Origin of the sequence: Sphaerisporangium fuscum (assembly GCF_018531465.1) — a bacterium.
In the GTDB taxonomy this organism is placed as follows: domain Bacteria; phylum Actinomycetota; class Actinomycetes; order Streptosporangiales; family Streptosporangiaceae; genus Sphaerisporangium; species Sphaerisporangium fuscum.
Genome location: NZ_JAHDTF010000010.1, coordinates 1 through 11,583, shown reverse-complemented (window position 1 = coordinate 11,583; position 11,583 = coordinate 1). Strand labels below are relative to the sequence as shown.

12 protein-coding genes are annotated in these 11,583 nt (G+C 70.6%); 8 read left to right on the top strand and 4 right to left on the bottom strand.

What is annotated here, in order from left to right; translation table 11 throughout:
* Positions 1–12: 12 nt before the first annotated feature.
* A complete protein-coding gene (locus tag KIK05_RS12505) occupies positions 13–1,368 on the bottom strand; it encodes an NtaA/DmoA family FMN-dependent monooxygenase (protein ID WP_214410834.1) in 1,356 nt (451 codons plus the stop codon).
* Positions 1,369–1,917: 549 nt separating this feature from the next.
* Between KIK05_RS12505 and KIK05_RS12500 the strand changes: the two genes are divergently transcribed.
* Entirely contained in the window at positions 1,918–2,613 is a 696-nt protein-coding gene (locus KIK05_RS12500; RefSeq protein ID WP_214410833.1) for an acVLRF1 family peptidyl-tRNA hydrolase, read from the top strand.
* A 7-nt stretch (positions 2,614–2,620) separates the two neighbouring features.
* Here KIK05_RS12500 and KIK05_RS12495 read toward each other — a convergent pair whose 3' ends face one another.
* Positions 2,621–3,274 carry a TetR/AcrR family transcriptional regulator gene (locus tag KIK05_RS12495; RefSeq protein ID WP_308249882.1) on the bottom strand — a complete coding sequence of 218 codons (654 nt, stop codon included), beginning with the start codon at positions 3,272–3,274 and terminating at the stop codon, positions 2,621–2,623.
* Positions 3,275–3,415: 141 nt separating this feature from the next.
* Here KIK05_RS12495 and KIK05_RS12490 point away from each other — a divergent pair, with 141 nt between their 5' ends.
* The 4 genes from KIK05_RS12490 to KIK05_RS12475 all read left to right on the top strand — a co-directional run bounded on the left by KIK05_RS12490 (position 3,416) and on the right by KIK05_RS12475 (position 7,880).
* Positions 3,416–3,823 (top strand): Dabb family protein, encoded by a 408-nt coding sequence (locus KIK05_RS12490; protein WP_214410831.1) that lies wholly within the window; start codon positions 3,416–3,418, stop codon positions 3,821–3,823.
* A 560-nt stretch (positions 3,824–4,383) separates the two neighbouring features.
* Positions 4,384–5,526 (top strand): EAL domain-containing protein, encoded by a 1,143-nt coding sequence (locus KIK05_RS12485; protein WP_214410830.1) that lies wholly within the window; start codon positions 4,384–4,386, stop codon positions 5,524–5,526.
* A 384-nt stretch (positions 5,527–5,910) separates the two neighbouring features.
* On the top strand, positions 5,911–6,903 hold the full coding sequence (locus KIK05_RS12480; RefSeq protein WP_214410829.1) for a hypothetical protein: 993 nt from the start codon (positions 5,911–5,913) through the stop codon (positions 6,901–6,903).
* 59 nt (positions 6,904–6,962) lie between these two features.
* Positions 6,963–7,880, top strand: a complete 918-nt coding sequence (locus KIK05_RS12475; protein WP_214410828.1) for a hypothetical protein — start codon at positions 6,963–6,965, stop codon at positions 7,878–7,880.
* Between the two features lie 206 nt (positions 7,881–8,086).
* Here the strand turns inward: KIK05_RS12475 and KIK05_RS12470 are convergent, their stop codons facing one another.
* Positions 8,087–8,590, bottom strand: coding sequence for a hypothetical protein (locus KIK05_RS12470; protein ID WP_214410827.1), 504 nt, complete (start codon positions 8,588–8,590; stop codon positions 8,087–8,089).
* Between the two features lie 306 nt (positions 8,591–8,896).
* On the opposite strand from KIK05_RS12470, the gene KIK05_RS48080 reads away from it, so the two are divergent.
* The gene (locus tag KIK05_RS48080; RefSeq protein WP_284681301.1) at positions 8,897–9,025 is read left to right on the top strand and encodes a hypothetical protein; all 129 of its coding nucleotides are present in this window, start codon (positions 8,897–8,899) and stop codon (positions 9,023–9,025) included.
* 277 nt (positions 9,026–9,302) lie between these two features.
* On the opposite strand, the gene KIK05_RS12465 is transcribed toward KIK05_RS48080, so the two are convergent.
* Complete coding sequence (locus tag KIK05_RS12465) at positions 9,303–10,244, bottom strand: DMT family transporter (protein WP_308249881.1); 942 nt, start codon at positions 10,242–10,244, stop codon at positions 9,303–9,305.
* Between the two features lie 87 nt (positions 10,245–10,331).
* Between KIK05_RS12465 and KIK05_RS12460 the strand changes: the two genes are divergently transcribed.
* Positions 10,332–11,030 (top strand): LysE family translocator, encoded by a 699-nt coding sequence (locus KIK05_RS12460; protein WP_214410826.1) that lies wholly within the window; start codon positions 10,332–10,334, stop codon positions 11,028–11,030.
* Between the two features lie 131 nt (positions 11,031–11,161).
* Positions 11,162–11,476, top strand: a complete 315-nt coding sequence (locus tag KIK05_RS12455) for a hypothetical protein (protein ID WP_214410825.1) — start codon at positions 11,162–11,164, stop codon at positions 11,474–11,476.
* Positions 11,477–11,583: the final 107 nt, after the last annotated feature.

Sequence of the window (11,583 nt, the reverse complement as noted above, 5' to 3'; positions counted from 1 at the left end):
GGGACAGGGCCGTCACGGCGCCACTCCGGGCCAGGCGGGCACCGCCAGGCCGAGGTGGTCGCGGAGCGTGCTCCCCTCGTACTCGGCGCGGAACACGCCGCGCTCCTGCAGGAGCGGGACGACCCGGTCGACGAAGTCGTCCAGCCCTCCGGGGGTGAGGTGCGGGACGAGGATGAAGCCGTCGGCGGCGTCGGCGCGGACGAACTCCTCGATCCGCCGGGCCACCGTCTCCGGCGACCCGACGAACGACTGGCGGCCGGTCATCTCGATGACCAGATCGCGGATGCTCAGGCCCTTCTCCTCGGCCACCGCGCGCCACTTGGCCGCGACCGCGCCCCGGTCGGCGAGCCGGACCCGGCCCTGCGAGAGGTCCTGCTCCAGCGCGGGCTCGACGTCGGGGAGCGGGCCCTCGGGGTCGTAGGCGGACATGTCCCGGCCCCACACCTGCTCCAGGAAGGCGATCGCGGTCTGCGGGCCGACCTGCAGGCGGCGGATCTCGGCCGCGTTCTCCGCCGCCTCGGCGTCGGTGTCCCCCAGGGCGTAGGTGGCGGCGGGCATGATCTTCAGCTCGTGCCTCGCGCGGCCGTACTTCGCCAGGCGGCGCTTGACGTCGGCGTAGAACGCCCGGCCGTCCTCCAGGGTGCCGTGGCGGCTGAAGATGATGTCGGCGTTCGCGGCGGCGAACTCCCTGCCCTCGTCGGAGTCGCCGGCCTGGATGACCACCGGGTGCCCCTGCGGGCTGCGCGGCACGTTGAACAGCGCCTCGACGTCGAACTGCTCGCCCCGGTGCCGGACCGTCGCGACCGAGCCCGGCCTCAGGAACGTTCCCGCCTCCCGGTCCGCGAGGATCGCCCCGGGCCGCCAGGAGTCCCACAGCCGGCGCGACAGCCGTACGAACTCCTCGGCCCGGGTGTAGCGGTCGGCGCGGTCGAGGTAGCCGCCGCGGCGGAAGTTCTCGCCGGTGAAGGCGTCGGAGGTGGTCACCACGTTCCAGGCCGCCCGCCCACCGCTGAGGTGGTCGAGGGTGGCGAGGCGCCTGGCCAGCTCGTAGGGCTCGTTGAAGGTCGCGTTGACCGTCGCCGCCAGGCCGAGCCGCTCGGTGACCGCCGTGAGGGCGGCCAGGACGGTGAGCGACTCCGGACGCCCGACCACGTCGAGGTCGTGGATCCGCCCCTTCAGCTCGCGCAGCCGCAGGCCTTCGGCGAGGAAGAAGAAGTCGAACCTGCCGCGCTCGGCGGTCCGGGCCAGGTGCTCGAAGGAGGAGAAGTCGATCTGACTGCGCGATCGCGGGTCCGCCCACACGGTGGTGTTGTTCACCCCGGGGAAGTGCGCGGCCAGATGGACCTGCTTCTTGGGCGGCGCCGTCATACGCCCCACCCGCCCCGTCCGCGCCCCCGCGGACGGCACCGGCCGGGGCCGTGCCGGCGGGGTGGGAGCAGACGGGCGAGACCACGGCGGCGGACCCTTTCGAGAGCACCGCGACTCACGCGATCAGGCACAACAGAGGGAACGGTCATCAGGGCACCTCGTTCCACACGGGGTATTACCTATATAAACAGTAGGAAAACTATGTTTCCCTGTCAACAACCCCACCCACCCCGCCCCTCCCCCAACACCCCCACCCCGTCCAACCTCCGGGAACTCCCCCCGTCCGACCTCCCCGTCAACGCCCCCGCCCCGCGGCGTCCCTCTTAGCGCTTCACCCTCCTCCACCGAGCACTCCCCCCGTCCGACCTCCCCAGCGCCCGCACCTCCATCCGGCCGCCCCTCAACCCCCCGCCCCGCGGCGTCCGCGATCTCCGCCCCCGTCCGACACCCACGGAACGGCGCCGCGACGGCGAGAAGCAGTACGGCGAATCCGGCGCCCCACTACGGCGGCCGACCGGTTCCTCCCTGGTTGCTGTACTGTCGCGGGTCATGGCAGGACGACCGGCGGCAGGTGGGGGGCGATGGGTCGCGGTCGGCCCGGAGCGGCTCGAGGGCTGGCTCGGCAGGTTCGTCGAGCGGCATGGAGCCGCGAAGATCGACACCTCAGGTGACGTCGTACGGGTGCGGGCCACCGACGGCGCGGTCGCGGAACTGCATGTGCCCTTTCCTCCGCTACCCGAAGTCCCTTCGCCACCCCCGGAGACCGGCGAGCCCGCGGCCGGGGCCGTCGTGCTGCGCGCCCTGGTGGCACACGCCGACACCGAGCGCCGGATAGGTGTTCTTCTCGTCCGGCTCGGCGGCTACGCGGCAGGTGTGTTCGAAGGGGAACGGCTGATCACGTCCAAGGTCGGTTCGCGGCTCGTCCACGGCCGCAGCGCGGCGGGCGGCTGGTCGCAGCAGCGCTTCGCCCGGCGGAGGGAGAAGCAGGCGGGCGAGGCGTCACGGGCGGCGGCCGAGGTGGCCGTACGCGTGCTGGTGCCCCAGGTGGACGCGCTGGACGCGGTCGTCCTCGGAGGAGATCGCCGCGCGGTCGACGCCCTGCGCGCAGACCGGCGACTGGAAGCCGTCTTCGCGCTTGAGACGCCGCCGTTCCTGGACGTGCCCGACCCCCGGCTGGCCGTCCTCCAGGAGACCCCCAAGACCTTCCGCGCCGTCCGTATCCGCCTCCTCGACCCCGCTCCGTAGGCGGCGGTCAGGTCGTCGGTGGGCCGTAGGCTCTCAGGAACGTGTCGACCGCGGCCGTGGCCACCTGGCGGGTCTCCGTGGACGGGACCTTGCGGGTGCCGAGGCGGGAGCGTGTCTCCATGGGGGCGGTGAGCAGGGCCAGGAAGTGCTCCGCGGCCTGGGCGGGGTCGCAGTGCCGTAGGCGTCCGGAGAGGGAGAGCCGGGCCAGCCTGTCGGCCAGCGCCTCGGCCAGCCCTCGCGAGGTACGACCCTGGACGATCTCGATGATGTCGGGGAAACGGGCCACCTGGGCGTAGGTCAGCCAGCGCAGTGATCGCGAGCGCTCACTGGAGCAGACCCGGAGCATCCGGTAGGCGACGTCCTCCAAGGCGGCGCGCAGGTCGTCGCCCGGCTCGCGCAGCCGTTCGACGACGGCGAGGTTCTCGGCGGCCACGACCTCGGCCGCCGCCTCCAGGGCGTGCCGGAACAGGTTCTCCTTGTCGTGAAGGTGGTTGTAGACCGTCAGCTTGGCGACGCCCGCCTCCTCGGCGATCTCCTGCACGCACGCCTCGGAGTAGCCCCGGCGGGCGAACACGGTGAAGGCGGCGTCCAGGATCGCCCGCCGCTTGTCGATGCGCCCACGTGAAGCCGCCCGCCCGGTCTGGGCCGTTCCTCCCGTCACGCTCGCACTGTACCGCCGGCGCATGCGCCCTGCACTGGTCAGGGCATCCTGATGAACCGGCCTGTACAGAACGTAATCAGATCATTAAAGTGAACCAATGAGTTCATTTCTGGTCCGGTCACCTGCGACGAAGGGACGAATATGATCGTCAACATCCTGCGGTTCAGCTTCAAAGAGGAGACGACCGAGGAGGAGAAGGCCGAGGTGCTGACCGCGATGCGGCGCACCGCGAGCGTCGAGTCGGTGTCGTTCTCGACCGTCGGCCAGGACCTCGGCGATCCCGCCGAGGGCTACACCCACGCGTACTGCGTGGGGGTGGCGGACCTGGCCGCACTGGAGAGGTACATGCACGACCCGGTCCACCTCGCGGGGGACCACGTGATCCTTCCCCACCTCGCCGGCCTCTCGGCGGTCCGCCTTTCGGACGACATGGATCCCGAGCTGAACGACAAGGTCACGGCGATGCACCTGAAGAAGGTCGCGACCTATCCCGACTGGGGCCGGCTCGTGGAGGCGGTCTCCGGCGGCCAGATCCCCGCCCGCGCCTGAGCCGGAACGGACCCGGCAGGAACCGTGCCGCCGCGCCTCACGACCGGCGCCGGCCACAGCGGAGCCTCATATCGGCGCCGACCGCGATGGCAGGTCGTTGTATCCGGCGGAGGTGCGGCGGCACATCAGGGACTTTCACGGCAGCATGGCGATATATCGCGCGGGACCGCGCAAACCGGCTACGCGCTCCCACCGAGGCGCGGCAGAACATCGCACGGCATCGGGCGCACACGGGCCATCCGCTTCCAGGCGGGCACGGTATCGCGTGATTTGGGTGGTATGTGGATGATGCATGGTGGATACACCCGGATGCGCATGAGGCGGGGGACTGCCGACACGGAAGGGATGGCCCGAAACCCGGATACGTAAATGACTGATTTCTCGACTCTGCGTAAAGAATTCTTCCCTTCCAACATCGGGGGAAATATCGGTGAATTTCCCTGCGCTGCGCCGCTCTTCCCCTGCCCGTGGCAGGAGAATCGACGCGTGCGCGTACGGCACTAGAGTTCCGCACCGCGCACGTCCCCCGGTGACCCGCCCCCGCATCCCTGGGAGCCTCGATGGCCCCTTCGCACTCGTCCGGACTCCACGGAGCCTCCCACTCCGCCGCGACCTTCTTCCCGATCGTCGACCTCGACTCCGGAGGGGTGATCGCCGTCGAGGCGGCCGCCGAGTTCGCCCCGTTCGGGCCGTCCGGTGACGTCTCCCCCACGGTGGCCGCCGTGTACGCGGCCGCCCGCGAGGAGGCCCTGCTCCCCCTCGTCCTGACGGTCCCCTCCGCGGCCGTGATCCAGGGATCGGCCGCCCTCGCCCCCCTGCACGAGTCCCTGCGGGCGACCAGCCGCCGCCCGCGTGAGGTGATCCTCGTCATCGCCGGCGACTTCGCCACGGAGGACCGTTCCGCCCTGCTGACGGGGATGGACGGCCTGCGGGCCATCGGCTACCTCGTCGCGGTCGGCGGCGTCGGCGCCTCCCACGTGCCGCTGGACCTGCTCGCCGACGCCTCGCCGTACGCGGTGGTGATCTCCCCCGAGCTGATCGAACGGGTTCCCCGGGACGCTCGGCGCAACGCCGTCGGCGAAGCGGTGTCGCGGATGGCCAAGGGCATGGGCGTCCACGTGCTCGCCCCGCAGGTCACCGACGAGGGGCAGCTCGCGGCGGTGCGGGGCTGGGGCATAAGGCTCGCCCAGGGACCACTGCTCGCCCCGCTCGACTGGCGGCCTTCGCACGGACGCGTCCACGTCCCCCTGCCGGTGCCGGCGGCCGAACCCGAGCCGTGGGTGATCGACCTGGGCCCGCGCGTCCAGGAGTTCCTCCTGCCGGCGGTGACCCTCGACATGCTGGCGACCGCCGAGGACGTGGTGGAGGCCTTCGGCACCGAGCCGTCGATCACCAGCGTCGTCCTGGTGGACGAATACCAGCGCCCGAGAGCCAGCCTGGAGCGCAGCCGGTTCCTGTTGTCCATCGCCGGGCCGTACGGGCACGCCCTGCACGCCAAGAAGCCGGCGCACCGCCTGGCCGACCCACCACGGGTGGTGCCCAAGACCACGCCCGCGATCGCCGCGACGCAGGTGGCGGGCAAGGACGCGGCTCGCGTGTACGACGACCTGGTCGTGGTCGACGAGGTTGGACGCTGCATGGGGGTGGTCCACGTCAGCGACCTGATCCGCCACGTCGCCGAACTCCAGCCGATCCCGCACTGACATCTCGCCGCACCGGCCGATCCCGCACTGACGCGTCGCCGCGCTGAGCCGGTCTCACACAGGCACCTCACCGAGCCGGCCGATCCCGTGCGCCTTCCGCCGGGCTACGGTCGCGCGCCTTTACATTGTAGATTTCTATCGTCGGAGTGGCCGCGCGCCTCTAACTTCATTACCTCGGACACATGCGGGCTTTGACCGAGGACCGGCCTTTCCGGAAATACGGCCGATGGCGCCTGGCGAGGAATTTCACCGTCCCCCGCCAATTCTCGCCCTCACGACGGTCGCCGCAGCCGGGACCGGGGCTCCGGCGTCTGGATAATCGTTCGCACCGGCAGGAAAAGGATTCCTCCGGGTCCTGCCGCCGGAAAGGACGATATCTTGCTGATGAAACAGAATGTCCATTCGACGCCGCACCGGCCCGCTCGGGGGCGATCGCCGCTTTCGGCCGCCGCCGCCTCCCTGGTGGTGCTCGTGTCCACCGTGACGCCGGCCGCGGCGGCCGATTCCGGGGAAGCGCCGGTTCCGGAGATGCCGGCCGCGAAGGCGTACGACGGGAGCACCCCGCTGCCGTCCGTCCGCGAGGTGACGAAATTGTGCACCAACGCCTCCCGCTGCACGTTCACCATCGACAAGTCGGCCTCCAGTGAGTACTACGACGGCGTCGTGGCGCTGGGCAACGCGATCATCAACTGCTCGATGAAGGACATCGACGTCGACCGGACGGTCACGCTCGAACAGAGCAGCACCGACAACATCAGCGGAGAGATCAGCGGGCAGGTGAGCACGGACGGCACCACCGACACCACGGCCGAGGGGACCGCGGAGGCCTCCCACCAGGACGGCAAGGAGGACTCCTCGACGCACCACACCGCGCCGAAGGACAAGGGCCCGAACGACGAGATCACCAAGAAGAACACCAGCCAGGACGCGACCAAGGGCACCGCCAGGGGCAGCAACACCGTCGGCACGAAGATCAGCTTCATGGCGGCGTTCAAGATGGCCTACAGCCGCGAATGGTCCGACAAGAACACCGAGGCCACCTCGTACAAGACGAGGATCGCGCCCAACGACATGCTGTGGTTCGTCGGGAAGAACGCCGTCACCCGGGTCGTGGGGGCGCTGAGGGTCGGCGACACCTCCAAGCACGTCGAGAACGTCGCCGCCCAGGGCCCCTCGACGGTGAACCGGAGTTTCATCTTCGCGATGACCTCCGTCGTCCCCGCCGGTCTGTGCGGGCGCATCACCCGGCCGCCCGGCCTCCGCACCACGGGAACGGCCGCCGGCACCCCGTCGCCGGACGGCCTCGTCGACATCGGGCCGGCGAGGGCGGACTGGAAGGCCGGCAAGGTCGTCCGGCTGACCCCCCGTTCCCGCTGACCCGCCGCAGCGGCTCGGCGAAGCACGGCACGAGTTCCACCGCCAGAAAGGACGCACCCTTGCCGAACGACCATGGACTCCACCCGCCGGAACCCGTTCCGGGGAAAGGCGACCCCGCCCCGGCCGCGCATCGGAGGCGTCACCTGCCGCGACGCGGACGGCTCGCGCTCCTGGCGTCCCCCGTGCCGGTCGCTCTCGCCGTGGCGGTGATGTCCCCCGCCGGGGCCACCCCCGGATTCCCGGGCATCCCGCCGCTGCCCGACGTCCAGGCCGTGTACACCTACAAGGGCGAGAACCCGAAACCGGCCACGGTCGAGGACGTCATCGACAGGTGCAGCGACCAGAGCAGATGCACCTGGACCGAGGTACGCAACACCGAATACTGGAGCAGGCCGAAGGGCATCGGAGAGGTCTACATAAACTGCACCAGAGAAAGCGTGAAAGACCCTCGGGCGATCCCGCTCCAGACCACGAGCATCGACAACGCCAAGGGCAGGCTCGTCTACGACGAGAAGACCACCGGCCCGAAGAACGAATCCATCAAATGGATCGAGGGCGTCCTGCTGGCCAAATACGACGAGCAGTGGATCTGGAAGAACCCCAAGCCGGTCCAGATCGACGGGAAATGGGTGGAAGGCCCTTACGTCAAGAAAGTGGAGGCCACGGTGCTGCCCGGAGAGGCGAGCTGGATCGAGATCCAGTACGCCAGGCACCGCATCGTGTTCGATCTGAAGTCCAAGCCGAAGGTGTGGGGCGACTACGACTACGAGGCGAGGAACGTCACGCTCGACAGCCCTTCGGCGGTCAACCCGGACCGCGTCTACCAGCGGACCGGCCCGATGACCCGCGCCGAGAGGGCCCAGTGCGACACGCCGAGGCTCGGCTCCACCGTGCCCAACGCCAGGCTGTCGGAGGCCGCCCTGCTGGACGCCGGGCCCGCTCTCGTCCCCCGGCCCGCGGGCACCCCCTCGCCCTGAACCTCCCGCACACCGAAGCCGGCCGCTCGCCAGGCGATGGCGGGCGGCCGTCTCTTGAACCGCCGACCGGGTCCCTTGAACGGCTGACCGGACCGTCCTTCAGGCGGGGGCCGGGCTCGCCCAGCCGGTATCCAGGGCCGTTCAGCCGCTGACCGGCGGTCCTTCAGAGGGGGCCGGGTCGGTCCGCTCAGCCGGGGCCGGGCGTGTCAGTCGGTGACGGGGCGGGGGGCGGGGTTGCGTTCGGGGGTGGCCGGGGCGGGGCACTGGGTGGTGGTCACGTACCTGATGACCAGGTCGAGCCGGTCCTGCTCGCTCTTCGGCTGCTGGTCCAGGGCCCTGTCGTCGGGACCGAGGCCGATGGCCGCCAGGTGGTTCTTGAGCTCCTGCGCGCCCAGGCCGGCCAGTACGCACAGCCGTCCCCACTCGCTCTTGACCTTGGCCTCGAACCCCTTCACGTCGTCCTGCACGGAGGCGAGCGTGCCGTCCACGGTCTTCTGGGCGGCGTCGCCGCAGGTGGCGTCCGGCCGGCCGGTGCTGCCGACCGGGATCTTCGACCCGGTGTCGCCCGGCACGGAACCGGTGGTGGTCACCGGGGCCGTACAGGGGACCCCCGCGGCGGCGTGGGCACCGGCGGGCAGGGCCAGGGCGCTCGCGCCCAGCGCGGCGACGACGAGACCGCGGACGGGCCGGGCGGCGGATATGACGATCATGACGACCTCCGAGACAGCCGGGGCGCTCCCGCCCTCGGGCGACACGATGATCACTCAATGTACATGCGCGGCCACTTCTCGCGGCGGAGGCCGTCCGGCTCTGGTGATCACGCCGCCACGTCGCCCGCGCACGGCCCGCTCCCCCGCCCTGAGCAGCGGTAATACGCCATCCGGACAGAGGTGGCAGGATGCGGCCAACGGCGTGCAGGTTGCTGCCGTCCATTCGTCTGGTTCTAGGGCTTCGAATGCCGCAGAGTTGATTGTGCAAGGACGAATTCGAAATCCCTCAAGAAAAGAGACGAAGAAATGAAGAACTCGGCCGCCTCCGCGATTTCCATCCTCCGCTCCGCCGGCACCACCTGGGACTCCCGCTCCCGCACCGCCGGCACCACCTGGGACTCGTACTCCCGCACCGCCGGCACCACCTGGGACTGAGAACTCCCTGTTCAGAGCACCGCGCGACGCACGTCGCCCCTGGCGGCCGCACCAGCCGCCCGACGGTGAACCGAAAACCCGGAAACCCAATCGAAAAACCGCCGCAAAGAGATTTTCCAGGCGGTATCCCGAGAACGCGACACCGGCGAATCGCCGAACCCCCCACGCCACCGGATCACCGAATTCCGTGAATGCATCACCGGAAATCGACCGGCTACGGCGGCCCGCTCTCCCCGCTCCCGGCCATTCGGCGCGGCCGGATCCCCGCACCGTCCGATCAGCGGGCGTCCACGGCGCTGCGAACCCCCTCGCCGGGATCCTCCACCGCGACACGGCGGGCCGGCCGAGGACGAAACCCCAGCAGCAGGCCCGCGATCACCAGCGCGGCCCCCAGCAGCTCCGGCAGACCCGGGTGACCGGTGCCCAGCACCATGGAGGCCACGATCGTGCCGAGCGGCAGGAAGCCGGAGAACAGGCCCGCGCGGTCGGCGCCGAGTCGGGGCAGCGCGTCGTACCAGCAGAAGAACGCCAACGCCGTCACCACCACGGCCAGGTAGCCGAGCACGGCCGCCTCGGACGGCGTGGGCACGCGCAGCAGCCGGGTGCCGTCCTCGGCGAGCCCCGCGATCAGGAAGAGCGGCACCGCCGCGGCGGCCGAGTACGCCGCCACCCGGACCGCGCCGAACCGCGGCAGCAACGGGATGGCGAGGAGCGAGAATCCGACCTCACCGGCGAGCGCGCCGAACGCCAGCAGCACCCCGGCGAGCGTCGCGCCGCCGAGGCCGATCGTGACGGCCGCCCCCGTGGCCACCACGACGGCCGCGACCACGACGTACGACGTCGGGCGCCTGCCCTCCATCAGCGGCGTGACCACCGCCAGGACGACGGGGACCGTCGCCACGATCGTGCCGACCGTCGCCGGGTCGGCGTGCCGGGTCGCCTCCACGACGAACGCGTTGAACGCCACCAGCCCGACCACGGCCAGCAGCACGACGAGCACCAGCTCGCGGCGGGTCGGCCGCAGCGCCGGCAGCCCTCTCACGCGGAGGACGGCGAACAGCACGGCGGCGGCGATCGCGTACCGAATGGCCTGCCCGCCGTACAAGGGGTAGGCGTGCAGGGCCGGAGAGACCCCTGTCAGCGTGCCGACCAGGAACATCGCGGTCGCCGCACCGATCATCCCGCGCCGCCGGTCGGCCATGTTTCGTATCGCCTTCACGGAAAGCCATCGTGGTCACCGGGCTTGAGCGTCGGAAGTGCCAATAAGCGACGAAACAGCAGACCAATCCATCGCTAGAGTCGGATCATGACTCGTGAGGCACTGCTCGCCTATCTCGGCATCGTCGCGATGATCACCATCACTCCTGGCCCTGACACCGCGCTGGTGGTGCGGAACGCCATGCGCCAAGGGTGGGGCGCGGGGGTGCGGACGGGCCTCGGCAGCGCGGCGGGTCTCCTGCTGTGGGGGCTCGCGGCGTGCGCGGGCATCGCCGCGCTCCTCGCGGCCTCCATGGTGGCCTTCACCGTGCTCAAACTGGCCGGAGCCGCGTACCTCGGCTACATGGGAGTGCGGATGCTGTGGCGCGCCTGGCGCTCGTCGGCCCCGGCCACCGCCGGCCCTCGCCCCGCCGACGCCGCCCCGGCCACCACCAGCGTCTCCGCGGCCGGTACGAACGCCGCTTCCCCCGGAGCCCACGCCTCGTCCAGGGCGCTCTTTCGGCAGGGGTTGTCCACCAACCTGCTCAATCCCAAGGCCGCGGCATTCTTCACGGCGCTGCTGCCGCAGTTCGTCACCGCCCACGACGGCACCGCCACGCTGTTGATCATCGGCCTGACGCTCATCGCGGCCGCCTCCAATCTGACCGGCCAGTTCGTCTTCGCGATCACGGCCGACCGCACGGCCCGCCTGGTGGACCACCGCCACTTCGAGCGGGTCATGGACACCCTGGTCGGCTCGGTCCTCATCGCCCTCGGCCTCAAACTCGCCACCGGCGACCGCCCTTGAGCGTCCCGCTGCGGCGGACAGCGTTCGAGGCGCCGTACTTCAGAGCATCATGACGGACCGGAACGGGACGATCTGTCAAGAATCACGCTCTAGGTTGTAAAGAGCGACCCGACAAGCGATCATGGATGCCCGTGAACAAAAAGATCCTTTCCGGTGTCGCCGGCATCGTTCTCGGAACCGCCGCCCTCGTCGGTGGCACCGCCTCCCCCGCCGCCGCGGTCAGCGGCTGCTCCAAGACCGCGAGCACCGACCACTCCGTGAGCGTCAAGTGCACCAGCGGGCTCGAGACCTACTTCCGGGTCTACGGCTACTTCTGCTCCACCTCGTCCTGCTCCTACGTGCCGGGCAGCCTGGTCTCCGTGGGCGGCACGAGCAAGGCCACCAGCGGCGCCTACTACAGCGGCAAGTGGTACGTGAAGGGCTGCTACGTGACCGACGGCTGCTGAGCCGCCCGGGCCGGCCTGGACCTCGAGGAGCGGGGGGGGCAGCCGCCCCCCCCCCCCCCCCGGGGGGGGGGCCCCGCCCCCCCCCGCGGGGGGGATTGCACAACACA